Here is a 24,334-nt window from a genome sequence, read left to right as displayed (position 1 = left end):
CCAGCGCACCCTGGGCGGCATCAAGCACGGCAGGATCAGCTGGCAGAACCGGCCGACCTTCCAGCAGGTCGTGGAGTACACCTCGCACCGGTGACGCCCGGAGTGCCGGTGCGCCACCGGTGACCGGCGGCGGGTCAGGCGATACGGCCCGCCGCCAGCACCACCCGCGCCAGTTCGGGGTGCACGATGTCACTGTGCGCCCCGGACGGCGGGCCGCCCCGGCGGACGACCGCCGCCGCGTCGACGTTCACACACCCCGACGCGGGCAGCCGGCCCGCCAGCGCACCCGCGAGGTCCAGCGCGACCGTGCCCGGCACCGACTGCACCCCGTCGTGGCCCATGGCGCCCCACCGGGGCCCCAGCACGGCCGCGATCTCGCTGCCCGCACAGGACCGGTCGTCGCCCGACAGCCGCGAGGCCAGCGGGTAGAACGTGCCGAGCGCCGAGTCGAAGTGCGAGTGGCAGCACACCAGCGGGCCGTCGATCCGCCGCTGCCCGTCCTTGAGCGCTCCCGCCGCGTTCTGGTCCTGCGGCAGCCGCTCCGCGAACGCGTAGTGCGAGAAGGCGCCTTGGAGCAGCGTCACCGACTTCACCGCGCGCACCCCGTCGGGCAGCCCGCGCAGCGCGAACGCCACCAGCCGGCCGCCGAAGCTGTGCCCGACCAGATGCACCCGCACCCCGGGCGCCGCGCCCGCCAGCCGCCCGACCGCCGGCCCGAGCCCGTGCTCGCCGACGGTCCCGGCCCGCCCCTTCATCGTGTAGTACGCCGCCTGCCGCAGCAGTTCCTTGGCGCCGTCCCACGGGTCGGGCAGGCTGAACCCCTCGGTGCCGTCCGGTGCCCGCAGCGCGGCCAGCGCCCCGGCGAACTCCTCGCAGGCGGCCGCCGGATCCCCGGTGAACACCACCGGTTCGCCCTGTTCGTCGGTGTCGGCCGCCCCCGGCCGGGGGGTCCCGTCCACGAGCAGCCGCACCAGGCGCCCGAACTCCCCGAGACCCGCCGTGCCGCCGGGCCGTTCGTCCAGCATCCGGGCCAGCTGGTCGATGACGGTGGCCCGGCCCGGAAAGGTCTCCAGCAGCGCGCGCCGGGTGTCCTTGTCGAGCGCCGGGGCCGGCGCCGCCACCGCCTCCGTGGCCGCCACGGTCCGCGGGAAGTCCGGGACCGGCTCGTCACTGAACCGCATGGAGGGCCAGATCACCCCCACGTACCCGATCCGTGCCCCCGGCGCGAGCGCCGGGATCGGGGCGAAGAAACTCCGGTACAGCGCGGTCGCACCCGAACGGTCGTTGTTCCAGCCGTGCGAGAAGACGATCAGGTCACGGACACCGTGCTCCGCGACCTGCGCCACCAGGCGATCGCGTTCGGGCGGGTCCACGTCCCCGTCCGCGTCGAAGGTCAGCTCCCAGTAGGGAGTCACGCTCATCCCAGGATCCGCCATGCCAGGCTCCCTCGTCCCCCCTGAAACGATGCGTTGCGGGCGTATCGTCCTGCTCCGGGGCGGGGTTGACCAGCCGTCGCGGCTCATCCGTACAGGAGATACTCCTGGCGGATCCGGCGGAACGCGGCCAGCTCCTCCTGCCAGGCGCCGGTCACCTCGTCGGTGCCGGCGCCCGCGTCGATCATCGTGCGCACCCGGGTGGAACCGGTGAGCTTGTCGATCCAGTCGTCCGGTCGCCAGGCGAAGCCGTCCCACACCTTCCGCGCGGTCACGAGCAGCGCGATCCCGGTCCGGACGGGGTCGTACGCGGCCCGGTCGGAGACGTGGACCTGCACGCCGCCCACGGTCGTGCCCTGGAACTTGGAGAAGGTGGGGGCGAAGTACGCCTCCCGGAACCGCACACCGGGCAGCCCGAGGTCGTTCACGGCGGCCGCCCACCGGCCGTCGATGCCGTCGGCGCCGAGGAGTTCGAAGGGCCTGGTCGTGCCGCGTCCCTCCGAGAGGTTGGTGCCCTCGAACATGCAGGTGCCGGAGTACACCAGCGCCGTGTCCGGGGTGGGCATGTTGGGGCTCGGCGGCACCCAGGGCAGCCCGGAGGCGTCGTAGAAGTCCGTGCGCCGCCAGCCCGTCATCTCTACGGTCTCCAGCGGGACCGGCGTGCTCAGGAACTCCTTGTCGAACAGCCGGGCCAGTTCCGCGACGGTCATCCCGTGCGCCTGCGCGATCGGCTGCCGGCCGACGAAGGTGGCGAACTCCCTGTGCAGCACCGGGCCTTGGGCCGCGCGCCCGGTCACCGGGTTCGGGCGGTCCAGGACGACGAAGCGCCGGCCGGCGAGCCGGGCCGCCTCCATGCAGTCGTACAGGGTCCAGATGTACGTGTAGAAGCGGGCGCCCACGTCCTGGATGTCGAAGACGACCGTGTCGACGCCGGAGGCGGTGAAGACGTCGGCGAGGGCCCGCCCGCTCTTCAGGTACGTGTCGTAGACGGGCAGCCCCGTCGCCGGGTCGTCGTAGCGGCCCTCGGAGCCGCCGGCCTGCGCGGTGCCGCGGAAGCCGTGTTCGGGCCCGAAGACCGCGGTCAGCCTGACGCGCGGGTCACGGTGCATCACGTCGACGATGTGCTCGGCGTCCCTGGTGACGCCGGTGGGGTTGGTGACGACGCCGACGCGCCGGCCCTCCAGCAGGGCGTAGCCGTCGGCCGCGAGCCTTTCGAAGCCGGTGTGCAGCTGCTCGCGGTGCCCCGGTGTGACGGGGACGGCGGCCATGGTGGCCGAGGCGAGAAGGTTCCGTCGGGACAGGTGCATGGATGGCCTCCGTGGGTTCGGAAGGTGCGGGCGGACCGTGGCCGGTCGTACGGTTCCCGCGCCCCTTAGGTTGGTGCGCTCGCCCTTCCTTCACACATACCGACCGGTTAGTCTGGCCCGACCAGAGCCGACGCGCGCCGCGCGAAGTCGTGTCGAAGGAGTCCGATGGTGGAAGCCGTGCAGGATGCGGGAGTGGTCGTCACCGGGGCGGGCGGTGGGATCGGGGCCGCGCTGGCCCGGCGGTTCGCCGCCGCGGGCGCCCGGGTGGTGGTGAACGACCTGGACGCCGAGAAGGCCAAGGCGGTGGCCGAGGAGATCGGCGGGACCGCCGTGCCCGGCGACGCCTCCGCGGTCATCGGCGACGCCCGGGACGCGCTCGGCGGCACCGTGGACGTCTACTGCGCCAACGCCGGGGTCGCCTTCGAGGACGGGGAGGGCGGGCCGCTCGACGAGAGGTCCTGGGCGCTGTCCTGGGACGTCAACGTCATGGCGCACGTTCGCGCGGCCCACGCGCTGCTGCCGCACTGGCTGGAGCGGGGCAGCGGCCGGTTCGTCGCCACCGTCTCGGCGGCCGGACTCCTCACCATGATCGGCGCCCCCTCCTACAGCGTCACCAAACACGGCGCCTACGCCTTCGCCGAGTGGCTGTCCCTGACGTACCGTCACCGCGGCCTGAAGGTGCACGCCATCTGCCCGCAGGGGGTCCGCACCGACATGCTGGCCGCCACCGGCAGCGCGGGCGAGCTGGTGCTCCAGCCCACCGCGATCGAGCCGGCGGACGTGGCCGACGCGCTGTTCCGGGGCATCGAGGAGGACCGCTTCCTGATCCTGCCGCACCCCGAGGTCGGCGAGTACTACCAGGCCCGGGCCGGCACCCCCGACCGCTGGCTGGCCGGGATGAACCACATCCAGCGCAAGTGGGAGGCGGCCCGGTGACCGAGTCCCGCTACGCGGCCAGGCCCTGGCTGGCCCTCCTGAGCGACGCCCAGCGCGCCCCCGTCGACCCCGCCGACTCCCTGGTGCACGCCCTGCGCGGCGCGGTCGCCGAGGTCCCCGACCGCACCTTCCTCGCCTACTTCGACGCCCGCCTCGGCTACCGCGAGGTGGACGAGCTGAGCGACTCGGTCGCCGCCCATCTCGCCGAGCGAGGGCTGCGCCGCGGCGACCGGGTCGCCGTGCTGCTGCAGAACTCCCCGCACTTCGTGCTCGCGGTGCTCGGCGCCTGGAAGGCGGGCGCGACCGTGGTGCCGGTCAACCCCATGTACAAGTCGGCCGAGGTCGCCCACGTCCTGCGGGACGGCGAGGTGACCGCGCTGGTCTGCTCCGACCGGGCCTGGGAGTCGTACCTCAGGGACACGGCCGCGGACTCGCCGGTGCGGATCGTGCTCACCGCGTGCGAGCTGGACTTCCAGACCCGGGGCGACAGCCGGGTGCTGGGCTTCGAGCGGCTGCCGCCGGCCGCGGACGCCGACGACCTGGTGACCGTCGCCCGGCAGGGCGGGAAGGCACCGGAGGGCCGCGACCCGCGCCCCGACGACATCGCCCTGATCAGCTACACCTCGGGCACCAGCGGCACCCCCAAGGGCGCCACCAACACCCACCGCAACGTGATGTACAATGCCGAGCGGCAGCGGACCGGGCTCGCCCTGCCCGAGGCGCCCGTCTACTTCGCGCTCGCGCCCCTGTTCCACATCACCGGCATGGTCTGCCAGTTCGGCGCCTGCCTGAACAGCGCGGGCACCCTCGTGCTCGGCTACCGCTTCGAGCCGGGTGCCGTCCTCGACGCGTTCGCCGAGCACCATCCGCACTACACCGTCGGCCCCTCCACCGCGTTCATGGCGCTGGCCGCCCACCCCGACGTCACGCGGGAGCACTTCGCGTCCTTCGTGATCATCTCCTCCGGCGGCGCCCCCGTGCCGCCGGCCCTGGTGGAGCGGTTCCGGGAGCGCTTCGGGCCCTACATCCGCAACGGCTACGGCCTCACCGAGTGCACCGCCCCCTGCGCCTCGGTGCCGCCCGGCCTGGAGGCGCCGGTCGACCCGGCCTCCGGCACGCTGGCGGTCGGCCTGCCCGGACCGGAGGCGGTCGTGCGGATCGTCGACGACCAGGGCGCGGAGGTGCCCTTCGGCGAGCAGGGCGAGATCGTCGTCCGCGGGCCCCAGGTGGTGCCCGGCTACTGGCGCCGTCCGGAGGCCACGGACGAGACCTTCCCGGACGGCGAGCTGCGCACCGGTGACATCGGTTTCATGGACGAGCGGGGCTGGCTCTACGTCGTCGACCGCAAGAAGGACATGATCAACGCCTCCGGCTTCAAGGTGTGGCCGCGCGAGGTCGAGGACGTCCTGTACACCCATCCGGCGGTGCGCGAGGCGGCCGTCGTCGGCGTCCCCGACGGCTATCGCGGCGAGACCGTCAAGGCGTACATCAGCCTCCGTCCGGGTGCCGGGGCGGACCCGGATGAACTCAAGGCGTACTGCAGGGAGAGACTGGCCGCCTACAAATACCCGCGACAGGTGGCGATCCTGGCGGACCTGCCCAAGACCGCGAGTGGGAAGATCCTCCGGCGGGAACTGCGTTCCCGCACCCAAGACGACTAGCAGCAGAACGGAAAGGCAGGTGGCGGCAGTGCCCAGGACGACGGACGGAGACGGAGCACCTGTTCCGCAGCGGCTCCTGGCCGCCGCCACCCGGCTCTTCGCGGAGCAGGGGTACGACCGCACCTCCGTGCAGGAGATCGTGGAGGCGGCCGGCGTCACCAAGGGGGCGCTGTACCACTACTTCGGCTCCAAGGACGACCTCCTGCACGAGGTGTACGCGCGCATGCTGCGCGTCCAGCAGGAGCGCCTCGACCACTACGCGGGCATGGACGCGCCCGTGGAGGCACGGCTCAGGGGCGCGGCGGCGGACGTCGTGGTGACCACCATCGAGAACCTCGACGACGCGATGATCTTCTTCCGCTCCATGCACCACCTGAGCCCGGAGAAGAACAAGCAGGTGCGGGCCGAGCGCCGGCGCTACCACGAGCGCTTCCGCGCACTCATCGAGGAGGGCCAGAAGGCGGGGGTCTTCTCCACGGCGACCCCGGCCGACCTGGTCGTGGACTACCACTTCGGCTCGGTCCACCACCTGTCCACCTGGTACCGCCCCGACGGCCCCCTCACCCCGCAGGAGGTCGCCGACCACCTCGCCGACCTGCTGCTGCGGGCGCTGCGCCCGTAACCGGGCAGGGACGAGGGGGCGGCCCGCGGCGCGGACCGCCCCCTCACCCGTGCGCCCCTACAGGTACTTCTTCAGCTCCCGGCGCGCCAGCGACCGCTGGTGGACCTCGTCCGGGCCGTCGGCGAGCATCAGGGTGCGGGCGCCGGCGTACAGCTCGGCCAGCGGGAAGTCCTGGCTCACCCCGCCCGCGCCGTGCAGCTGGATCGCCCGGTCCAGGATGCCGACCACCGCGCGCGGGGTGGCGATCTTGATGGCCTGGATCTCGGTGTGGGCGCCCCGGTTGCCGACGGTGTCCATCAGCCAGGCCGTCTTCAGCACCAGCAGCCGCAGCTGCTCCACGGTGACCCGCGCGTCGGCGATCCAGTTCTGGACCACGCCCTGCTGGGCCAGCGCCTTGCCGAACGCCGTCCGGGACACCGCACGGCGGCACATCAGCTCGATCGCCCGCTCGGCCATGCCGATCAGCCGCATGCAGTGGTGGATCCGGCCGGGGCCGAGCCGGGCCTGGGCGATGGCGAAGCCGCCGCCCTCCTCGCCGACGAGGTTGGCGACCGGCACGCGCGCCTCGTCGAAGACGATCTCGGCGTGGCCGCCGTGCGAGTGGTCCTCGTACCCGAACACCTGCATCGCGCGCCTGACGGTCACGCCCGGGGTGTCCCGCGGGACCAGCACCATGGACTGCTGGCGGCGGATGTCGGCGCCGTCCGGGTCCGTCTTGCCCATCACGATGAAGATCGCGCAGTCCGGGTTCATCGCCCCGGAGATGTACCACTTGCGGCCGGTGATGACGTACTCGTCGCCGTCCCGCCGCATGTGCGTGGTGATGTTGGTGGCGTCCGAGGAGGCCACCTCCGGCTCGGTCATCGCGAACGCCGAGCGGATCTCGCCCGCGAGCAGCGGCTCCAGCCACTGCTTGCGCTGCTGCTCGTTCCCGAACTGGGCCAGCACCTCCATGTTGCCGGTGTCCGGCGCCGCGCAGTTGGTCGCGGTGGGCGCGAGGTGCGGGGAGCGGCCGGTGATCTCGGCGAGCGGCGCGTACTGCAGGTTCGTCAGCCCGGCACCGTACCCGGTGTCCGGCAGGAAGAGGTTCCACAGCCCCTGCCTGCGGGCCTCGGCCTTCAGCTCCTCGACCACGGCCGGGGTGTCCCAGGGGGAGGCGAGCGCGGCCCGCTGCTCCTCGGCGACCGCCTCGGCCGGGTACACGTACTCGTCCATGAAGGCGAGGAGCCTGGCGCGCAGCTCCTCGGTGCGTGCGTCGAACGCGAAGTCCATGACCGGTCAGCCTTCCTGGAGAGTGGTCAGTCCGTGGTCGATGAAGACGGGGACGAGGTCGCCGATGCGGTCGAAGCCGCGTCCGACCGTCTGGCCCAGCGTGTACCGGTAGTGGATGCCCTCCAGGATCACGGCCAGCTTGAACCAGGCGAACGCCGTGTACCAGGAGACCGCCGACACGTCCCGCCCCGAGCGCTCGGCGTAGCGCTCGATCAGCTCCTGCGGGGAGGGGTGCCCCGGGGCCTCGGCGGTGGTGGAGACGGGGGACTGGGGCGCGCCGAGCGGCTGGCTGTACATCACCAGCAGGCCGAGGTCGGTCAGCGGGTCGCCGAGCGTGGACATCTCCCAGTCGAGGATGGCCCTGATCCGGTCGTCATCCCCGATCAGGACGTTGTCCAGGCGGTAGTCGCCGTGCACCACGGTCGCGGCGGGCGAGGCCGGCAGCGCGCGGCCGAGCGCCGCGTGCAGCTCCTCGATGCCGGGCAGGTCGCGATTGCGGGAGGCGTCGAGCTGCTTGCTCCAGCGGCGCAACTGCCGGTCCAGGAAGCCCTCCGGGCGGCCGAAGTCCGCGAGGCCCACCTCGGCGGGGTCCACGGCGTGCAGTTCCACCAGCGTGTCCACCAGGGAGAGCACCGCGCTGCGGGTGCGCTCGGCGCCGAGCGGGGCGAGCTGCTCGGCGGTGCGATACGGGGTGCCCTCGACGAACTCCATGACGTAGAAGGGCGCCCCCAGCACCTCCTCGTCCTCGCACAGCAGCAGCGGGCGGGGGACCGGCACGGACGTCGGGTGCAGCGCGCTGATCACCCGGTGCTCGCGCTTCATGTCGTGCGCGGTGGCCAGCACATGGCCGAGCGGCGGCCGGCGCACGACCCACTTGGCGGTGCCGTCGGTGAGCGCGTAGGTGAGGTTCGACCGTCCGCCCTCGATCAGCCGTCCGCTCAGGGGGCCGTGCACCAGACCGGGGCGCTCGCGGTCGAGCAGGGCGCGCAGCCGGTCCAGGTCGAGTCCGGGCGGGTGGTCGGCGCTCATTCATCACTCCTACGAACGGGTGAACAGGATGCGACTCATGATGCCGACCGGTCGGTATGTAGTCCAGTGGGTGTGCCCGACGCGGCGCGAAACGTGACCGGAGCCACGATAGGCGGACGGCTCCCCGGACGCGTGGTCCGGGGAGCCGTCCGCCTGCCGTCAGTGCCTCAGTGGTCGTCCCAGTGGTCCCCGTGCTCGGCGTGCCGGTGGCCGTCGTGCAGGTAGTCGACGTGGTCGCCGTGCCGCACCTGCGCGTGCCCGCACTCGTCGTGGTGTACGTGGTCGTGCCCCTCGTGCGTGGTGTGCCCGGCCGGCTCGCACTCGTCCCAGTGGCCCTCGTGCTCGCGGTGCAGATGGCCGTCGTGCGCGTAGTCGAGGTGGTCGCCGTGCGGCACGGCCGCGTGCCCGCACTCCGGACCGTGGCGGTGCGTCCCGTGTTCGGCGTGTTCCTGGTGAAGGACGGTCATGGTGCTCACCTTCGGGGGGTACGGGGGTGTGACGACGGACAGGCTACGCGCGCGAACGGTGCATATCTGGGCATCCTGGTTGCGTGGCGGACGAGTACCCCGGAGGGTCGAGGGCATGAAGGGCGTCAGCTACCGCCGCTACGGCGGTCCCGAGGTGCTGGAGTACGGCGAGGTGCGCGACCCCAAGGTCGGCCCCGACCAGGTGCTGGTGAAGGTGCGCGCGGCCGGCGTCAACCCGGTGGACTGGAAGTGCCGGGAGGGCTACCTCGACGGGGTCCTGGACGCCGTCTTCCCGGTGATCCCCGGCTGGGACGTCAGCGGTGTCGTCGTACAACCCGGCGCCGCGGTCACGGAGTTCTCCGTCGGCGACGAGGTGATCGGCTACGTCCGCGAGGACTTCCTCTCCCGGGGCACCTGCGCCGAGTACGTCGCCGCGCCGGTGCGCACGCTGGCCCGCAAGCCGCGCAACCTGTCCTTCGAGGAGGCCGCCGGGCTCCCGCTGGCCGGGCTCACCGCCTACCAGGTGCTGGTCGGGGCGCTGGGGGTCAGACGCGGCGAGACCGTCCTGGTGCACGCGGCGGCCGGCGGGGTCGGTTCGCTCGCCGTCCAGCTCGCCGCCCACCTCGGCGCCCGGGTCATCGGCACCGCGAGCGCACGCAACCACGACCACGTCCGCGGCCTCGGCTGCGAACCGGTGGCCTACGGCGAGGGCCTGGGCGAACGGGTGCGCGGGCTCGCCCCCGAGGGCGTGGACGCGGTGTTCGACACCGTCGGCGGCGGCACGCTGAAGACCTCCGCCAACCTGCTCGCGCCCGAGGGCCGGCTGGCCTCGATCGCCGACCCCGAGGTGGTCGCCTACGGCGGCCGCTACTGCTTCGTCCGCCCGGACGCCGAGGATCTCACCCGGCTGGCCGGACTGGCCGAACAGGGAGTGCTGTCCGTGCACGTCCAGGAGACGTTCCCGCTGGAGCGGACCGCGGACGCCCAGCGCCTCAACCAGGAGGGCCGCACCCGCGGGAAGATCGTGGTCACGGTCGAGTGGGAGGACGAGTCCTGAACCCGGGGGAGTACGGCCCCTAGAACACCAGGACGGCGGCGCAGACCGCCAGTGCCACCGCGCAGAGCACGGCCGCCGTGGCGTACCGGGGCGCCAGGGCCCTCGGGCGGGGGCCCGCCGCGAGGGAGCGGATGCGGTGCTGGGCCACCGCCAGGAACCCCAGCCACAGCGCACAGCACACCGCGCACACGAGGATCCCGGTGGCCGAGGCCCCGCCGTGCAGCGCCGTCTTGACGGCGAGCACCGCGGCGACGGTGGCCGACAGGGTCGTACGCCGCCAGGCCAGCCGTGTCCGCTCGGGCTGCAGACCCGGATCCCGGCCGGCCCCGTCCGCTCCCGCCGTCACCCTTCCCACCCGACCAGGACCACCACCACCATCGCGACGGCCACCACGGCCACGACCAGGCTGAGCAGCGCCGGGAAGCGGGAGGCGGGCAGGTCCTCGCCGCGCCGCATCGCCCGCTCGCAGCGCACCCAGTGGTTCACCGCCCGAAGGGAGCAGAGCACGCCCGCGCCGAGCAGCGCGAGCGCCAGGCCGACCCGCCACGCCCAGCGCAGGTCCGGCAGGAACTGGTCCACCGCGAATCCGCCGCCGATCAGCGCGAGCGCGGTCCGCAGCCAGGCGAGGAAGGTGCGCTCGTTGGCGAGCGAGAACCGGTAGTCGGGGGTGCCGCCCTCTTCCCGCACCTGTTCCGGCGCGAACCACAGCCGGATGTTCCGCACGAATTCGCTCACGCGGCCGACCTTACCGGGGCGTCACCGGCCGGCCTTGTGCGCCCTCAGCCGTTCGTACGCCGCCATGCCGTCGGGCACCCACTCCCACTCGCCGAGCCGCCGCCCGACCTCCTCCTCGGTCAGGAAGCCGTACCACTGGACCTCCTCCACCTGGGGACTCACGGGCAGCTCGCAGCGCACCTCGTACACCGCGGACCACCAGCTCTTCCCGGCGCCGTCGTCGTAGAGGAACTTGAAGAGGTAGGTCGGCCGGGGCAGGCCGCTCACCCCCAGCTCCTCCTCGGCCTCCCGCAGCGCCGCCTCGTCGTAGGACTCGCCGGCGCCCACGACCCCGCCGACGAAGAGGTCGTACAGGGAGGGGAACACCAGCTTGCCGGCCGTGCGCCGGTGCACGAAGAGCCGCCCGGCCGCGTCCCGGGCCTGGACGAAGACGCAGCGGTGGCGCAGTCCGCGGGCGTACGCCTCGCCGCGCGGGGAGCGGCCGACGACCCGGTCGTGCTCGTCGACGATGTCGAGGATCTCGTCAGCAGGGTTCATACCGGTATCCAAGCAGGGCCCGGTGCGGCGCGAGCGGGGGCCTCAGCGCCGCTGGAGGTCCCGGGCCGGCGGCTCCGCGTCCGCCGCGCGGCACGGCATCGCCGGGTGCAGCCCGAGCAGCACGATGCCCGCGACCACGGCCGCGAGCCCCGCCGCCTCCCAGGCCAGCGCCCCGGTGTCGGTGTGCAGCCGGTCGCCGAGGAAGCCCACCCCGCACAGGATCCCGGCGAGCGGTTCGGCGGCGGTGAGCGCGGGCAGCGACATGCGCAGCGGGGCCGTCTCGAACGCGCTCTGCACCAGGATCAGCCCGGTGACCCCGCACGCCAGGACCCCGTACGGCTGCCAGCCCGTGAACAGTTCCGCGAAGCCGCCCTCGGAGAAGCGGGTGCCGCTCACCCGGGTCAGCGCGTCCTGCACCCCGTACAGCAGACCGGCGGCCAGCGCCAGCAGCACCGGGCCCCAGCTCAGCCGGGACCGTTTGGCGTACGTCGTGAGCACCAGGGCCGCGCCCACCATGGCGCCGATGATCAGCCAGTGCCGCAACGGATCGGTGACGGCGCTGCCGCCGCGCGGCTCGCCCGCCATGATGAACGCGCTCACCCCGCCCGCGAGCAGCAGCAGCCCCGCCCAGCCCTGGCGGCCGAGGGGCTGTTTCGTCTGGTGCCTGGACAGTGCGAGCGCGAACAGCAGGTTGGTGGCGAGCAAAGGCTCCACCAGGGAGATCTCGCCCTTGCCGAGGGCGATCGCGCCCAGCACCATGCCGGCGATCATGAGCCCCAGACCGCCCAGCCAGCGCGGCACCCGCATCAGGTCCAGCAGCAGCCGGAACGACAGGAAGTCGCTGAGGGGTGCCTGCTGCGCGGCGTTCTGCTGGAGCACGAAACCGAAACCCAGACAGCAGGCCGCGCTCACGGAGAGGAGGAGAACCAGAACGGACACTGCGTACCTCGATCATCCGGCCGGACCACGGGCGCGTAGTCGCCGACTGTAGCGCTCCGGAACGGCAATGACCCGGAGAGTACCCGGAACGGGGTGGCTGACCCGCCATCGTGCGCGGGCCTGCCACGGGACGCCATGGCGTACGCCACACGGGCCGGCCGGTGACTCCCCGCCCCCCGTCCGCCCCACCTGCGCGGAGTTCCACAAGTTCCCTTCCGGAAACCGTAGTTGAACCCATTAACATCCGCGTTCCGCTTGACGCAAACCTGGGCGGGGGGTTTGCTGTGAGTGATCGGCCGATGGCAGCCCGAGAAACAGGAAGTCCCGCGGTGCCTCCACTCCCGCCCCTGCTCGGCACTCGCCGGGCCCCCACGGACCCGTCCGGCGACACCGCCCCGGACGCCTCCGGCGCCTTCGACGACGCCCTCGACGACGCGGAACTGCGCACCGCCCGGACCGCGTTGGTGCAGGGCCGCCGGCAGGCCGCACGCTCCCTGCTGCTCCACACGGGTGAGGACTGGGACCGCCGGGGCCACCGGGTGACCGTGCTCGCCCGGGAGCCGTACGCCGTCGCCTGGGCACGGGACTGGCTCCAGGCCGAGCCCGCGTCCGCCGAAGCCGCCACCCTGCTGGCCCTCGCCCGGGTCCACCGCGCCCTGCGCGGCAAGGAGGACCCCGACCGGGCCCGCGAGGCCTGCGACACGGCCGCCGCGCTCGCCCCCGCCGACCCGACCCCCTGGCTCGGCCTGCTCCAGCTGGCCCGCACCTGCGGCCCGGAACGCGAGGTGCTCGCCGTCTTCGCCGAGCTGCGCCGCCGCCACCCCGAGCACCACCACGCCCACCACCTGGTCGTCGCCCGCCTGGCCGAACGGCCCTCCGGCGGCCGGGCCGAGTCGCACGAGGTGTACGACCTCGCCGAGCTGGCCGCCGCCGAGGCCCCCGCCGACTCCCCGCTGGCCGTGCTGCCGGTCGTCGCCTACGCCGAGCGCTACCGGGTCCTCGCCGCCACCGGTCTGGCCCCGGCCGACCCCGCCGCCTCCGGGCACTGGTACGGGCCGCGCGCCCGCCGGCTGCTGCGCGCCTGCTTCGACTGGTGGCTGGAGTGGGAGCACGACGACCACCCCCGCCGCCACATCGACCTCAACCACCTCGCGTTCGCCCTGTCCTGCGCGGGGCGCCCGGCCGAGGCCGCCGCCCTGTTCCAGCGCATCGGCGACCATGCCACCCGGGTGCCCTGGGCGTACCCGCACCGGGATCCCCGGGCCGCCTTCCGCGCGGCCCGCGCCCGCGCGTTCCTGAACCGCGCGTGAGAAGTCATTACGGAACTCTGACCGGTGACCGGATTCCCTGGCCCCGCGGAGCCCCGAGTGTTCGAATGAAGGCGTGAACCCTGAACATCCCGAGGAGCGCGACGGCACCCCGGTCGGCCGCCGCGTCTTCCTCGGCACCCTCGGTCTGGGCGCGCTCGGCCTCGTCGCCGCGCCGACGCTGCAGCGCGGCATGGAGGGCCTCCTCGGCAGCGTCGCGGGCGACGACCCCACGGGCCTGACCGGCCTGCTGCCCAACGGCGGCGGCTTCCGCTACTACTCCGTCGCCGCCTCCGTCCCGCACAAGGACGCCGCGAACTACCGCCTCAGCATCGACGGCCTCGTCGACCACCCGGTCACCTACAGCCTCGCCGACCTGCGCGCCCTGCCGCAGACCCGGCTGGTCAAGGACGTCCAGTGCGTCACCGGCTGGCGGGTGCCCGGCACCCCCTTCCAGGGCGTGCGCCTCTCGCACCTGCTCGACCTCGCCGGGGTGCACTCCTCCGCGAAGGCCCTCCGCTTCACCTGCTTCGACGGCACGTACAGCGAGAGCCTCACCCTCGACCAGGCCCGCCGCCCGGACATCCTGGTGGCGCTGCGCATGCAGGACAAGGACATCGGCTACGACCACGGCGGCCCCGTCCGCCTGTACGTCGCCCCCATGTACTTCTACAAGTCGGCCAAGTGGCTCTCCGGGATCACCGTCACCGACCGGGTGACGCCCGGCTACTGGGAGAAGCTCGGCTACGACGTCGACGCCTGGGTCGGCCGCTCGAACGGACGCACCGATGAGCCTACGAGCTGACGCCCCCGCCCCGCCGAGCGCCCGGATCCGCCGCTTCAGCCGGGCCGAACGGTGGGTGCACCGCACCACGGCCGCGCTGATGGGCGTGTGCGTGCTGACCGCGGCCGTGCTGTACATCCCCCAGCTCGCCGTCCTGGTCGGCCGCCGCGAACTGGTCGTACGGATCCACGAGTGCGCCGGGATCGCCCTCCCCGTGCCGGTCCTGCTCGGCCTCGCCTCCCGCGCCTTCCGCGGCGACCTGCGGGTGCTCAACCGGTTCGGGGCGCACGACCGGGTATGGCTGCACGCGGCCCTGGTCCGCGACAAACGCCGCTCCTCCCGGCCCGCCGGGAAGTTCAACGCGGGGCAGAAGGTCTACGCGGCCTGGATCGCCGGGGCGACCCTGGTCATGCTCGGCACGGGCCTGATGATGTGGTTCACCCATCTGACCCCGCTCGAATGGCGTACCTCGGCGACCTTCGTCCACGACTGGCTGGCCCTGACGATCGGTGTCGTGCTGGCCGGCCACATCGGCATGGCGCTCGGGGACCCGGAGGCGAGGAGGGGGCTGCGCACGGGATCGGTCAGCAGGGAGTGGGCGAAGCGGGAACACCCGCTGTGGCGGCCCTAACCCCCGAAGTCCAGCAGCACCTTGCAGGACCGCGCCCGGTCGGCGGCAAGCGCGAACGCGGCCCGCGCCCGCGCCACCGGCACCACCGCGCTGATCAGCCCGTCGAACTCGCCCCGGGCCGCCAGCAGTCGGAGCGCCTCGTCGAACTCCGCGGCGAAGCGGAACGCGCCTCGCAGCTCGATCTCCCGGCTCACCACCAGGTTCCCGGCGAACGGACTCGGTCCCGGCGGCAGCATCCCGAGCTGGACGACCACGCCCCCGCGCCGCACCAGCCGCAGGCACGTGCCGAGTCCGGCCGCCGCCCCCGACGCCTCGACGGCCACGTCCACCTCCGCGGGCCACCCGGTGTCGTCCGGATCGTCGGCCCCCACGAGGGTGTCCGCCCCGGCGACGGCCGCGTACCCGAGCGCCTCCGGCACCAGGTCGGTCGCCGTCACCCGCGCCGCGCCCGCCGCCTTCGCCGCCGCGACCACCAGGCAGCCGATCGGGCCGGCCCCGGTCACCAGCACATGCCGGCCCGCCACGTCCCCGGCCCGCCGCACCGCGTGCAGGGCCACGGACAGGGGCTCGGCGAGGGCGGCCCGGCGCAGCCCGAGACCGTCCGGCAGCGCTCTCAGCTGTCCGGCCGGTACGGCGAGCCGGGCGGTGAACCCGCCCTGGACGTGCGGGAAGCGGGCCGCGCTGCCCAGGTAGCGGGTGTCCCGGCACACGTTGGCCCGCCCGTCGGCGCACTCCGGGCAGACCCCGCACGGGGTGGCGGGGTGGACGGCGACGGCCGTGCCCGGCGCGGGACCGCCGGCTCCGGCGCCGTGGGACACCACCGTGCCCACCACCTCGTGCCCGGGCACCATCGGCTCCCGGAGCCGGAAGTCACCGGCCCCGCCGTGCCGCCAGTAGTGCAGGTCGGAGCCGCACACCCCGCCGTAGCGGACGGCCACCAGGGCCTCACCGGGCCCGGGGCGGGGGACGGGCAGCCGGGCCACCCGGAGGTCGCCGGCCCCGTGGATCACGCAACCCGCCATGGTCGCCGCCCCGTTCACAGGACGCTCGTCATGCCGCCGTCGACGTACAGCACCTGCCCGCCGACGAAGTCCGCCGCGGGCGAGGCGAGGAAGAGCAGGCCGCCCACCAGGTCCTCGGTGCGGCCCCAGCGGCCGGCCGGGGTGCGCCCGCGCACCCAGGCGCTGAACTCCGCGTCCTCGACGAGGGGCCGGGTCAGCTCGGTCTCGATGTAGCCGGGACCCAGCCCGTTGACCTGGACGCCGTGCGGCCCCCAGTCGGCGCACATGCCCTTGGTGAGCATCTTCAGCGCGCCCTTGGCCGCCGCGTACGGCGCGATGCCGGGGCGGACGACCTCGCTCTGCAGCGAGCAGATGTTGACGATCTTGCCGTGGCCGCGTGCGGTCATCCGCCGGGCGGCCTCCCGGCCGACGAGGAACGCGCCGGTGAGGTTGGTGTCCAGCATCCGGTGCCAGTCGGCGTCGGTGAACTCCAGCAGCGGGGCGCGCAGTTGCATGCCCGCGTTGTTCACCAGGATGTCGAGCGGGCCCACCCGCTCCTCGACGTCCGCGATCCCGGCGGCCACGGCGGGCCCGTCGGTCACGTCGAACACGGCCGTGTGGATCCGGTCCCCGGGCAGTTCCGCCGCCGCCTTCGCGAGCCGGCCGGGGTCACGCCCGTTGAGGACCACGGTGCAGCCGGCCTCCGCCAGGCCCCGGGCCAGCGCGAGGCCGATGCCCCGGCCGGACCCGGTGACCAGGGCCGTACGGCCGCTGATGTCGAAGAGGGGGTGAGCCGTCATCGTCGTACCGCCGCTAGACCACGAGGGACAGCAGCAGGACCAGGCCGCCGCCGACCACCGAGAGGATCGTCTCCATGATCGACCAGGTCTTCACGGTCTGCCCGACGCTCAGCCCGAAGTACTCCTTCACCAGCCAGAAGCCGGCGTCGTTGACGAAGCTGAAGAACAGCGAGCCGGAGCCGATCGCGAGGACCAGGAGGGCCGTGTGGGTGGTCGACATGCCGGCCGCGAGCGGCGCGACCAGACCGGCCGCCGAGACCGTCGCCACCGTCGCCGAGCCGGTCGCGAGCCGGATCACCACGGCGATCAGCCAGGCCAGCAGCAGCGCCGGGATCGACCAGTTCTTGGAGATGTCCAGGATCATCTGGCCCACCCCGCAGTCGATCAGCGTCTGCTTGAAGCCGCCGCCCGCGCCGACGATCAGCAGGATGCCGGCGATGGGCATCAGGCCCTTCTCGACGGTCTGCTGCAGCCGCTCCTTGCTGAACCCGGCGGGCCGGCCCAGCGTGAAGAAGCCGACGATCACGGCGGCGAGGAGGGCGATCAGCGGGGAGCCGACGATGTCGAAGACGCGCTGGGTGGTGTTGGCGGCGTCGTCGACGACGATGTCCACCAGGGCCTTGGCCAGCATCAGCACCACCGGCAGCAGCATGGTGGCGAGCGTCGCGCCGAAGCCCGGACGGCGCTCCAGCTCCTCCGAGGGGCGCTGCGGGAGCATGCGGTCGGGCGCCGGGACGTCCACCCAGCGGGCCGCGACCTTGGAGAACAGCGGACCGCCGATGATCACGGTCGGTATGGCGACGACCAGGCCGAGCGCGAGGGTCACGCCCAGGTTGGCGTGCAGCGCGTCGATCGCGACCAGCGGGCCGGGGTGCGGCGGGATCAGGCCGTGCATCACGGACAGGCCGGCGAGCGCCGGGACGCCGATGCGCATCAGGGAGTAGTTGCCGCGCTTGGCGACCATCAGCACGACCGGGATCAGCAGCACGATGCCGACCTCGAAGAAGAGCGGCAGGCCGATCACGGAGGCGATCAGCACCATCGCCCAGGGCATCGCACGGCCCCCGGCCTTCGCCAGGATGGTGTCGACGATCTGGTCGGCGCCGCCCGAGTCGGCGAGCAGCTTGCCCAGGATCGCCCCGAGCGCGATCAGGACGCCGACGCCGGCCACGGTGCTGCCGAGCCCGGTGGTGAAACTGGTGATCGCCTTGTCGAGCGGGGCTCCGGCGGCCGCCCCGAGCGCCAGTGACCCGATGGTCAGCGCCAGGAAGGCGTGGAGCTTGAACTTGGTGATGAGCAGGACGATCACGGCGATGCCCAGCAGGACGGCGATGCCCAGCTGTGCGTGCCCGGCGGAGGAGATCGGCGGAGGTGTGTCCGCTGCCAGCATCTCGACGCTGAGTCTGGTCACGGGGGTTCCCTTGCGGTTACGGGGACTTTGTCGGGGGTGCTTACGCGGATGCGGCAGGAAGCGCGTCCAGCGCCCGGACGGCGCGCTCGGTGATCTCCTGGGGACTGCCACTGACGTCCACGGCGACACCCGCCTCGTCCGGCCCCAGAGGCTGCAGCGTGGCGAACTGGGAGTCCAGCAGCGCGGTCGGCATGAAGTGCCCCTGCCGCTGCCCCATCCGGTCCTCGATCAGCTTCCGGTCGCCCGTGAGATGCACGAACACGACTCCCGGAGCCACGGCCCTGAGCCGGTCGCGGTACGACCGCTTCAGCGCCGAGCTGCTGACCACCCCGCCGAGCCCGGCCCGCCCCTGCGCCCAGTGACCGATGGCGTCGAGCCAGGGCCATCTGTCGGCGTCCTCGAGCGGGATCCCGGCCGACATCTTCGCGATGTTGGCCTCCGGGTGGAAGTCGTCGCCCTCGGCGTACGGGACGCCCAGCCGCGCGGCGAGCAGGGGACCGATCGTGGTCTTGCCCGTCCCCGCGACGCCCATCACGACGACGACCTGGGGGGTTCGCATCACTGCCTCGCTGTCTTCCTCGACATCCGACGCCACTTCGGCGTCGCCACACTGAAACCCATAAGTACGATGAATTCAAGAGTGTGTGACATATAAGTCTGACTTTTTGAGTCCGTGATCCACGCCGTACGCTGAGTGCATGAGCACACCGGGCCGGGGGCTGCACGGCCGCGTACTGGACACCCTCGGCCCCGCGATCACCGCGGGCGAGTACCCTCCGGGCAGCGTTCTGCGCACCGACGAACTCGCACAGCACTTCGAGGTGTCACGCTCCGTGATGCGCGAGGCGGTGCGGGTGCTCGAATCCATGCACCTCGTCGAGTCCCGCCGCAGGGTGGGCGTGACGGTCCGCCCCAAGCCCGAGTGGAACGTCTACGACCCACAGGTCATCCGCTGGCGGCTGGCCGGCGCCGACCGCCCCCACCAGCTGCGCTCGCTGACCGTGCTGCGCTCCGCGGTCGAACCGGTCGCGGCCGGGCTGGCGGCGAGGCACGCCACCGCCGAGCAGTACGCCGAACTCACCGAGTGCGCCCTCGGCATGGTGGCCAACTCACGCGGCCACCGACTCCAGGAGTACCTGGTCCACGACGTCGCCTTCCACCGCGTCATCCTCGGCGCGTCGGGCAACGAGATGTTCGCCCGCCTCGGCGACGTCGTCGCCGAGGTACTGGCCGGGCGCACCCATCACGAGGTCATGTTCGAGGACCCCGACCCGGCCGCCGTCACCCTGCACGTACAGGTCGCGGAGGCCGTCCGCGCGGGCGACGCGCCCCGCGCCGAGGAACTGACCAGGGAGATCACCGTCGGCGCGCTGCAGGAACTGGACATCCTGGCGCCCTAGTCCAGGAAGTCGCCGTCCACGTACACCCACGCCCCGGCCACCCGCTCGAAGCGGCTGCGCTCGTGCAGCGAACCGCCCCGGTAGGACGCCCGGAAGGTCACCGTGCCCGTCTCGTGGAACGCGGACCCGTCGGTGCTGCCCAGGATCTCCAGACCGGACCACCGCGTCCGCGGATCGAGGTCCAGCCGCTCCGGCCGGGTCCGGGGATGCCAGGTGCGCAGCAGGTACCCCGCGTCCCCGCCGACGAACGCGCTGTACCGCGAGCGCATCAGCAGCTCGGCGGTCGGTGCGGCCGCGGACCCCTTGTGGAAACGGCCGCAGCAGGCGTCGTAGGGCCGGGGGAGTCCGCAGGGACAGGTGCGCGTGGTCATGCGCCTCATTGTGCCCGCACCAGGGGAGGCGCCCGCCCCCGGCGGGGTGCACAGTGGAAGTGCCGGCCCGGCTCGCCCTGCCGGGACACGGCACAAGGAGGAGGGACGGACCATGACCCGACCCGTGACCAGCCGTCCTCCGGCCGTCAAGGAGTGGCGGCTGAACCTGTACCTGTCCGAACGCGACCCGGACACCACGGCCCGGATCGTCCTGGACACCGGGGACAACGTCCTGGAGAGCCGCGCCGAGGCCCGGCGCAGCCCCATCGACCGCGACGTGCCCGAGATAGGCGACGAACTCGCCGCCGGCCGCGCCCTGATCGCCATGGGCCGCCTGCTGGTGCGCGCGGCCAACGGCGACATGAAGGCGCTGGGAGCGACCGACACGGAGAGCCCCGAACCGCTCTGGCTGCGCCGGGAGTGAGGGGAGCCCCCCGTGCAGTTCGGCGACCGGCTGGAGGCGGGGCGGCGGCTCGGCGCCCGCCTGGAGTACCTCAGGGGCCAGGACGTCGTGGTCCTCGGGCTGCCGCGCGGCGGTGTGCCGGTGGCCGCCGTCGTCGCCGAGGCGCTCGACGCGCCCCTGGACGTCTGCCTGGTGCGCAAGCTGGGCGTGCCCTACCAGCCGGAGCTGGGCATGGGGGCGATCGGCGAGGACGGCGTCCGCGTCGTCAACCAGGAGGTGCTGAGAGGCACCGGGGCCACCGCGGAGGACGTCGCCCGGGTCGAGGAACGCGAACGCCGCGTCCTCCGGGACCGGGCCGCCCGCTACCGGGGCGAGATCTCACCCGTCTCCGTCGCCGGCCGCACGGCCGTGGTGGTCGACGACGGCGTGGCCACCGGCTCGACCGCCCGGGTCGCCTGCCGCGTCGCCCGGGCCCGCGGCGCCGCCCGCGTCGTGCTCGCCGTCCCTGTGGCCCCGCACGACGTCGCCCGGCGGCTCGGCGACGACGCCGACGAACTGGTCTGCCTGGACACCCCCTGGGACTTCGTCGCCGTCGGCCAGTTCTACGCCGACTTCACCCAGGTCGAGGACGAGGAGGTCACCGTCTGCCTGCGGCAGGCCGCGAGCCGGCACCGGCACGCCTCCGGCTCCCGGGCCACCGACCGGGAGGTCACGGTACCGGCCGGCGAGCTGCGGCTGGGCGGCCGGCTCACCGTGCCCGAGGGCGCCACCGGCGTCGTGGCCTTCGCCCACGGCAGCGGCAGCAGCCGGCACAGCCCGCGCAACCGGTACGTGGCCGAGGGACTTCACCGGGCCGGACTCGCCACCCTGCTGTTCGACCTGCTCACCGACGAGGAGGAGCGCGACCGGGCCAACGTCTTCGACATCGCGCTGCTGGCCGGAAGGCTGCTGGACGCCACCCGCTGGCTGCGCGACGAACCGGGCACCGAAGGGCTCGCCATCGGCTACTTCGGCGCCAGCACCGGCGCGGCCGCCGCGCTGTGGGCCGCCGCCGAACCGGCTGCGCGGCCCGCCGCGGTCGTCTCCCGCGGCGGCCGCCCCGACCTCGCCGGACCACGGCTCGCCGCGGTCACCGCACCCACCCTGCTCGTCGTCGGCGGCGCCGACGCACTGGTCCTCGACCTCAACCGGGACGCCCAGGCACGACTGAACTGCGAGAACCGGCTCGACGTCGTCCCCCGCGCCACCCACCTCTTCGAGGAACCCGGCGCGCTCGAAAGGGTGACCGAGCTGGCCCGCGACTGGTTCACGGACCACATGGCACCCGCCCACGTCTGACCCACCGGCCATGCCCGGGGACACCGTCACCCTCTTCCTCGCCGGCGACGTCATGCTCGGCAGGGGCGTCGACCAGATCCTCGCGCACCCCGGCGACCCGGCCCTGCGGGAGGACTACGTCCACGACGCCCGCGACTACGTCGCCCTGGCCGAGGCCGCGAACGGGCCGATCCCCAGCCCCGTGGACGACACCTGGCCCTGGGGCGAGGCACTGCCCGTCCTGGAACGCGCGGCGCCGGACGCACGGGTGGTCAACCTGGAGACCGCCGTCACCCGGGACGGCGACTTCGCGCCCGGCAAGGGCGTCCACTACCGCATGCACCCCGACAACCTGCCCTGCCTCGCCGCCGCCCGCCCCGACGTCTGCGTCCTCGCCAACAACCACGTGCTCGACTTCGGGCCGCCCGGCCTTCAGGAGACCCTGGACCGCCTCGCCGCGGCCGGGCTGCGCACCGCCGGAGCGGGCCGGAACGCGCCCGCGGCCCGCCGCGCCGCCGCCGTCCCGCTGCGGCCCGGCGGCCGCGGCCGCGTTCTCGTCCTCGCCCTCGGCATGACGTCCAGCGGCATCCCGCCCGGCTGGGCCGCCACCGTCGAACGGCCCGGCGTGGCCCTGGCCGGCGCGCCGACCGCCGCGGCAGCCGCGGACTTCGCCGGCCGGCTGCGCCAGGCCGAACGGCCCGGCGACATCGTCGTCGCCTCCGTCCACTGGGGCCCCAACTGGGGTTACGGCGTCTCCCGCGACGAGATCCGCTTCGCCCACGCACTCGTCGACGCGGGCGCCGACATCGTCCACGGCCACTCCTCGCACCACCCGCGCCCACCGGAGATCTACCGGGACAGGCTCGTCCTGTACGGCTGCGGGGACCTCATCGACGACTACGAGGGCATCGGCGGCCACGAGCACTACCGCGACGACCTGCGACCGCTGTACCTGGTGACGGTCGAGGCCCGCACCGGCCGCCTCACCGGACTGCGGATCGTGCTCCTGCGGGCCCGCCGGATGCGCCTGGAGCACGCCCCGGCCCGCGACACCGCCTGGCTGTGCACCGTCCTGGACCAGCACGCCCGCCACCTCGGCACCCGCGTCGAGCCCGGCGACGACGGAACCCTCACGGTACGGCCCCTGCGCAGCGGCGCGCCCCGCTGAGACCGCGGGTGCTCAGGACCGCCGGCCCTTGCGCAGGAACCGCCGCAGCCGGGTCAGCGGCCAGGTGTTGATCACGTCGTCCCGGGTGAGCCAGCCGCGCTGCGCCGTGCCGACGCCGAACCGCAGCTGCGCGAGGTGCGGCACGGAGTGGGCGTCGCTGTTCACGGCGAACCGCACCCCGTGCGCCCTGGCCCGCAGGATGTCCTCGTCACCCAGGTCCAGCCGGTCCGGCTGGGCGTTGACCTCCAGCGCGGTACCGGTGCGCGCGCAGGCCGCGAACACCTCGTCCCAGTCGGCGTCCACGCCCGGCCGCTTCCCGATCAGCCGGGTGGTGGGGTGCCCGATGATGTTGACCCGGGGGTTCTCGCAGGCCCGTACCAGCCGCCGGGTCATCGCCCCGCGGCCCAGGTCGAAGTGCGAGTGCAGCGAGGCCACGCACAGGTCGAAGCCGGCCAGGAACTCCTCCGGCCAGTCCACCCCGCCGTCGGGACCGATGTTCAGCTCCGTCCCGTGCAGCAGCCGCATCCGGTGGTGCGTGCCGTCCAGCTCCCGCAGCCGCTCCCGCTGGGCGAGGACCTTCTCCTCGGTCATGCGCTGCATGTACAGGTCGGGCGCGTGGTCGGTGACCGCGTAGTAGGCGTGGCCCCGACCGGCGGCCGCCTCCACCATCGCCTCCAGCGACGCGAGGCCGTCCGTGAGGTCGGTGTGCGTGTGCAGGTCACCCCGGATGTCCCTCTCGGTCACCACCGCGGGCAGCTCGCCGCGCAGCGCGGCCTCGATCTCCCCGCGGTCCTCCCGCAGCGCCGGAGGGATCCACGGCAGCCCGAGCCGCGCGTACACCTCCTCCTCCGTCCGGGAGGCGACCGAATCCCCGCTCTCGGCGTCGAACACGCCGTACTCGGAGAGCTTCAGCCCCCGGTGCACGGCGATGGTCCGGGTACGGATGTTGTGCGCCTTCGAGCCGGTGAAGTACTGCAGGCCCGCACCCCAGGAGTCCGGCGGCAGCACCCGCAGATCGACCTGGAGGCCCTTGGCGGTGCGCACCGACGTCTTCTTCGTGCCCCGCGCCACGACCTCGGCGGTGACCGGCAGGCCGCACAGCGCCTCCATGAACGGGGCCGACCGCTTCGCCGCGACCAGCACGTCGAGATCCCCGACGGTCTCCCGCATCCGGCGCAGGGACCCGGCGTAGGCGCACCGCCCGCAGCCGGTCACCGACGACAGCTCGGCGACGATCTCCTCGGCGGTGTCCAGGGCGAGCGGCAGCGGCACCCGGCCGCCCGCCCGCCGCAGCAGCTCGATGCCGTGCCTGATGTTCTCCTGCGTCTTCTCGCCGAAGCCCTTGAGACCGGCCAGCGCGTCCGCCTCGATCGCGGCGGCCAGCTCCTGCACCGAGGAGATGTGCAGGTCCTCGTAGAGCCGCAGGGCCTTCTTCGGGCCCAGGGTGGGGATCGAGATCAGCTCCCGCACCCCGGCCGGGATCTTCGCCCGGCGTTCCTCGACCACCGCCATGCTGCCCGTGCGTAGGTACTCGACCACCTTGTCGGCGATCGACCTGCCCACGTTGGGGATCTCCCGGAGGCCGTCCGCGTCCATCCGGGAGACGTCGGCCGGATGGCCGCCGATGGCGCGCGCCGCCTTCTCGTAGGCGCGCGCCTTGAAGGCGTCGCCTCCGGTGATCGCGATGAGGTCGGCGTACTCCCGCAGGACCGCCTCGACCTCCTCGTTGGGCCGGACCACCCCTCA

At 73.4% G+C, this 24,334-nt stretch carries 26 protein-coding genes; 11 read left to right on the top strand and 15 right to left on the bottom strand.

The features are described 5' to 3' along the window. Positions 1–134 precede the first annotated feature (134 nt). Positions 135–1,436, bottom strand: a complete 1,302-nt coding sequence (locus ACZ7FF_RS41785; protein ID WP_470819595.1) for a serine-threonine protein kinase — start codon at positions 1,434–1,436, stop codon at positions 135–137. 83 nt (positions 1,437–1,519) lie between these two features. Then, a complete protein-coding gene (locus ACZ7FF_RS41780; protein WP_470819594.1) occupies positions 1,520–2,740 on the bottom strand; it encodes an exo-beta-N-acetylmuramidase NamZ family protein in 1,221 nt (406 codons plus the stop codon). A gap of 165 nt (positions 2,741–2,905) precedes the next feature. Here ACZ7FF_RS41780 and ACZ7FF_RS41775 point away from each other — a divergent pair, with 165 nt between their 5' ends. Genes ACZ7FF_RS41775 through ACZ7FF_RS41765 form a run of 3 tightly spaced genes read left to right on the top strand, consistent with a single transcriptional unit; the run spans position 2,906 to position 5,959 of the window. Beyond that, on the top strand, positions 2,906–3,676 hold the full coding sequence (locus ACZ7FF_RS41775; protein WP_470819592.1) for an SDR family oxidoreductase: 771 nt from the start codon (positions 2,906–2,908) through the stop codon (positions 3,674–3,676). Next, complete coding sequence (locus ACZ7FF_RS41770; RefSeq protein WP_470819591.1) at positions 3,673–5,337, top strand: class I adenylate-forming enzyme family protein; 1,665 nt, start codon at positions 3,673–3,675, stop codon at positions 5,335–5,337. Before ACZ7FF_RS41775 ends, ACZ7FF_RS41770 begins: the two co-directional genes overlap by 4 nt. A gap of 28 nt (positions 5,338–5,365) precedes the next feature. Continuing rightward, on the top strand, positions 5,366–5,959 hold the full coding sequence (locus ACZ7FF_RS41765; RefSeq protein WP_470819589.1) for a TetR/AcrR family transcriptional regulator: 594 nt from the start codon (positions 5,366–5,368) through the stop codon (positions 5,957–5,959). A 57-nt stretch (positions 5,960–6,016) separates the two neighbouring features. On the opposite strand, the gene ACZ7FF_RS41760 is transcribed toward ACZ7FF_RS41765, so the two are convergent. The 3 genes from ACZ7FF_RS41760 to ACZ7FF_RS41750 all read right to left on the bottom strand — a co-directional run bounded on the left by ACZ7FF_RS41760 (position 6,017) and on the right by ACZ7FF_RS41750 (position 8,727). Beyond that, positions 6,017–7,231 (bottom strand): acyl-CoA dehydrogenase family protein, encoded by a 1,215-nt coding sequence (locus tag ACZ7FF_RS41760; RefSeq protein ID WP_470819587.1) that lies wholly within the window; start codon positions 7,229–7,231, stop codon positions 6,017–6,019. Positions 7,232–7,237: 6 nt separating this feature from the next. Then, positions 7,238–8,260, bottom strand: coding sequence for a phosphotransferase family protein (locus tag ACZ7FF_RS41755; protein WP_470819585.1), 1,023 nt, complete (start codon positions 8,258–8,260; stop codon positions 7,238–7,240). Positions 8,261–8,427: 167 nt separating this feature from the next. Continuing rightward, positions 8,428–8,727, bottom strand: coding sequence for a hypothetical protein (locus ACZ7FF_RS41750; protein WP_470819583.1), 300 nt, complete (start codon positions 8,725–8,727; stop codon positions 8,428–8,430). Between the two features lie 115 nt (positions 8,728–8,842). On the opposite strand from ACZ7FF_RS41750, the gene ACZ7FF_RS41745 reads away from it, so the two are divergent. Then, positions 8,843–9,784: an NADP-dependent oxidoreductase gene (locus tag ACZ7FF_RS41745; protein ID WP_470819581.1), complete on the top strand. Its 942-nt coding sequence runs from the start codon at positions 8,843–8,845 to the stop codon at positions 9,782–9,784. A gap of 19 nt (positions 9,785–9,803) precedes the next feature. On the opposite strand, the gene ACZ7FF_RS41740 is transcribed toward ACZ7FF_RS41745, so the two are convergent. From ACZ7FF_RS41740 to ACZ7FF_RS41725, 4 genes are read right to left on the bottom strand one after another with little or no spacing between them, the layout of a single operon-like run. After that, the gene (locus tag ACZ7FF_RS41740; RefSeq protein WP_470819579.1) at positions 9,804–10,130 is read right to left on the bottom strand and encodes a DUF202 domain-containing protein; all 327 of its coding nucleotides are present in this window, start codon (positions 10,128–10,130) and stop codon (positions 9,804–9,806) included. Further along, the gene (locus tag ACZ7FF_RS41735) at positions 10,127–10,519 is read right to left on the bottom strand and encodes a YidH family protein (protein WP_468600437.1); all 393 of its coding nucleotides are present in this window, start codon (positions 10,517–10,519) and stop codon (positions 10,127–10,129) included. The genes ACZ7FF_RS41740 and ACZ7FF_RS41735 overlap by 4 nt, the downstream gene beginning before the upstream one ends. A gap of 21 nt (positions 10,520–10,540) precedes the next feature. Continuing rightward, positions 10,541–11,056 (bottom strand): NUDIX hydrolase, encoded by a 516-nt coding sequence (locus tag ACZ7FF_RS41730; RefSeq protein WP_470819578.1) that lies wholly within the window; start codon positions 11,054–11,056, stop codon positions 10,541–10,543. 42 nt (positions 11,057–11,098) lie between these two features. Beyond that, positions 11,099–11,995, bottom strand: coding sequence for a DMT family transporter (locus ACZ7FF_RS41725; protein WP_470819576.1), 897 nt, complete (start codon positions 11,993–11,995; stop codon positions 11,099–11,101). A 329-nt stretch (positions 11,996–12,324) separates the two neighbouring features. Here ACZ7FF_RS41725 and ACZ7FF_RS41720 point away from each other — a divergent pair, with 329 nt between their 5' ends. From ACZ7FF_RS41720 to ACZ7FF_RS41710, 3 genes are all read left to right on the top strand, one after another. Continuing rightward, entirely contained in the window at positions 12,325–13,305 is a 981-nt protein-coding gene (locus tag ACZ7FF_RS41720; RefSeq protein WP_470819574.1) for a hypothetical protein, read from the top strand. Positions 13,306–13,378: 73 nt separating this feature from the next. After that, entirely contained in the window at positions 13,379–14,107 is a 729-nt protein-coding gene (locus ACZ7FF_RS41715) for a molybdopterin-dependent oxidoreductase (RefSeq protein ID WP_470819573.1), read from the top strand. Beyond that, the gene (locus tag ACZ7FF_RS41710) at positions 14,091–14,717 is read left to right on the top strand and encodes a cytochrome b/b6 domain-containing protein (RefSeq protein WP_470819572.1); all 627 of its coding nucleotides are present in this window, start codon (positions 14,091–14,093) and stop codon (positions 14,715–14,717) included. Before ACZ7FF_RS41715 ends, ACZ7FF_RS41710 begins: the two co-directional genes overlap by 17 nt. Here ACZ7FF_RS41710 and ACZ7FF_RS41705 read toward each other — a convergent pair. From ACZ7FF_RS41705 to ACZ7FF_RS41690, 4 genes are read right to left on the bottom strand one after another with little or no spacing between them, the layout of a single operon-like run. Next, positions 14,714–15,739, bottom strand: a complete 1,026-nt coding sequence (locus ACZ7FF_RS41705) for an L-idonate 5-dehydrogenase (RefSeq protein WP_470819570.1) — start codon at positions 15,737–15,739, stop codon at positions 14,714–14,716. The two genes, ACZ7FF_RS41710 and ACZ7FF_RS41705, sit on opposite strands and share 4 nt — an antisense overlap. 14 nt (positions 15,740–15,753) lie before the next feature. Next, positions 15,754–16,518, bottom strand: coding sequence for an SDR family oxidoreductase (locus tag ACZ7FF_RS41700; RefSeq protein ID WP_470819568.1), 765 nt, complete (start codon positions 16,516–16,518; stop codon positions 15,754–15,756). A 13-nt stretch (positions 16,519–16,531) separates the two neighbouring features. Beyond that, entirely contained in the window at positions 16,532–17,929 is a 1,398-nt protein-coding gene (locus ACZ7FF_RS41695; protein ID WP_470819566.1) for a GntP family permease, read from the bottom strand. 40 nt (positions 17,930–17,969) lie between these two features. Then, positions 17,970–18,488 (bottom strand): gluconokinase, encoded by a 519-nt coding sequence (locus tag ACZ7FF_RS41690; RefSeq protein WP_470819564.1) that lies wholly within the window; start codon positions 18,486–18,488, stop codon positions 17,970–17,972. Between the two features lie 139 nt (positions 18,489–18,627). Between ACZ7FF_RS41690 and ACZ7FF_RS41685 the strand changes: the two genes are divergently transcribed. After that, positions 18,628–19,329 carry a FadR/GntR family transcriptional regulator gene (locus ACZ7FF_RS41685; protein WP_470819562.1) on the top strand — a complete coding sequence of 234 codons (702 nt, stop codon included), beginning with the start codon at positions 18,628–18,630 and terminating at the stop codon, positions 19,327–19,329. Here ACZ7FF_RS41685 and ACZ7FF_RS41680 read toward each other — a convergent pair. Further along, the gene (locus ACZ7FF_RS41680; protein ID WP_470819561.1) at positions 19,326–19,700 is read right to left on the bottom strand and encodes a YchJ family protein; all 375 of its coding nucleotides are present in this window, start codon (positions 19,698–19,700) and stop codon (positions 19,326–19,328) included. The genes ACZ7FF_RS41685 and ACZ7FF_RS41680 overlap by 4 nt on opposite strands. A gap of 112 nt (positions 19,701–19,812) precedes the next feature. Between ACZ7FF_RS41680 and ACZ7FF_RS41675 the strand changes: the two genes are divergently transcribed. The 3 genes from ACZ7FF_RS41675 to ACZ7FF_RS41665 are packed head-to-tail and all read left to right on the top strand — an operon-like array spanning position 19,813 to position 22,588. Beyond that, positions 19,813–20,124 carry a dsRBD fold-containing protein gene (locus ACZ7FF_RS41675; protein WP_470819560.1) on the top strand — a complete coding sequence of 104 codons (312 nt, stop codon included), beginning with the start codon at positions 19,813–19,815 and terminating at the stop codon, positions 20,122–20,124. Positions 20,125–20,136: 12 nt separating this feature from the next. Further along, positions 20,137–21,441, top strand: coding sequence for a phosphoribosyltransferase family protein (locus ACZ7FF_RS41670; protein ID WP_470819558.1), 1,305 nt, complete (start codon positions 20,137–20,139; stop codon positions 21,439–21,441). Positions 21,442–21,451: 10 nt separating this feature from the next. After that, complete coding sequence (locus ACZ7FF_RS41665; RefSeq protein ID WP_470819556.1) at positions 21,452–22,588, top strand: CapA family protein; 1,137 nt, start codon at positions 21,452–21,454, stop codon at positions 22,586–22,588. A 12-nt stretch (positions 22,589–22,600) separates the two neighbouring features. Here the strand turns inward: ACZ7FF_RS41665 and polX are convergent, their stop codons facing one another. Next, positions 22,601–24,328, bottom strand: coding sequence for a DNA polymerase/3'-5' exonuclease PolX (polX, locus tag ACZ7FF_RS41660; RefSeq protein WP_470819554.1), 1,728 nt, complete (start codon positions 24,326–24,328; stop codon positions 22,601–22,603). Between the last annotated feature and the right edge of the window lie 6 nt (positions 24,329–24,334).

The sequence above is a fragment of the Streptomyces sp. NPDC037126 genome (assembly GCF_055605965.1).
The sequence above is the reverse complement of the archived record's forward strand: the minus strand, read 5'-3'. Positions and strand labels throughout refer to the sequence as shown.

What these genes read in the sequence shown, in the direction of transcription:
- ACZ7FF_RS41710 (WP_470819572.1), top strand. Translation starts at nt 14,091, where the DNA reads ATGAGCCTACGAGCTGACGCCCCCGCCCCGCCGAGCGCCCGGATCCGC.
- ACZ7FF_RS41675 (WP_470819560.1), top strand. Translation starts at nt 19,813, where the DNA reads ATGACCCGACCCGTGACCAGCCGTCCTCCGGCCGTCAAGGAGTGGCGG.
- ACZ7FF_RS41685 (WP_470819562.1), top strand. Translation starts at nt 18,628, where the DNA reads ATGAGCACACCGGGCCGGGGGCTGCACGGCCGCGTACTGGACACCCTC.
- ACZ7FF_RS41665 (WP_470819556.1), top strand. Translation starts at nt 21,452, where the DNA reads ATGCCCGGGGACACCGTCACCCTCTTCCTCGCCGGCGACGTCATGCTC.
- ACZ7FF_RS41680 (WP_470819561.1), bottom strand. Translation starts at nt 19,700, where the DNA reads ATGACCACGCGCACCTGTCCCTGCGGACTCCCCCGGCCCTACGACGCC.
- ACZ7FF_RS41690 (WP_470819564.1), bottom strand. Translation starts at nt 18,488, where the DNA reads ATGCGAACCCCCCAGGTCGTCGTCGTGATGGGCGTCGCGGGGACGGGC.
- ACZ7FF_RS41755 (WP_470819585.1), bottom strand. Translation starts at nt 8,260, where the DNA reads ATGAGCGCCGACCACCCGCCCGGACTCGACCTGGACCGGCTGCGCGCC.
- ACZ7FF_RS41775 (WP_470819592.1), top strand. Translation starts at nt 2,906, where the DNA reads ATGGTGGAAGCCGTGCAGGATGCGGGAGTGGTCGTCACCGGGGCGGGC.
- ACZ7FF_RS41780 (WP_470819594.1), bottom strand. Translation starts at nt 2,740, where the DNA reads ATGCACCTGTCCCGACGGAACCTTCTCGCCTCGGCCACCATGGCCGCC.
- ACZ7FF_RS41785 (WP_470819595.1), bottom strand. Translation starts at nt 1,436, where the DNA reads ATGGCGGATCCTGGGATGAGCGTGACTCCCTACTGGGAGCTGACCTTC.
- ACZ7FF_RS41745 (WP_470819581.1), top strand. Translation starts at nt 8,843, where the DNA reads ATGAAGGGCGTCAGCTACCGCCGCTACGGCGGTCCCGAGGTGCTGGAG.
- ACZ7FF_RS41700 (WP_470819568.1), bottom strand. Translation starts at nt 16,518, where the DNA reads ATGACGGCTCACCCCCTCTTCGACATCAGCGGCCGTACGGCCCTGGTC.
- ACZ7FF_RS41760 (WP_470819587.1), bottom strand. Translation starts at nt 7,231, where the DNA reads ATGGACTTCGCGTTCGACGCACGCACCGAGGAGCTGCGCGCCAGGCTC.
- ACZ7FF_RS41705 (WP_470819570.1), bottom strand. Translation starts at nt 15,739, where the DNA reads ATGGCGGGTTGCGTGATCCACGGGGCCGGCGACCTCCGGGTGGCCCGG.
- ACZ7FF_RS41750 (WP_470819583.1), bottom strand. Translation starts at nt 8,727, where the DNA reads ATGACCGTCCTTCACCAGGAACACGCCGAACACGGGACGCACCGCCAC.
- ACZ7FF_RS41730 (WP_470819578.1), bottom strand. Translation starts at nt 11,056, where the DNA reads ATGAACCCTGCTGACGAGATCCTCGACATCGTCGACGAGCACGACCGG.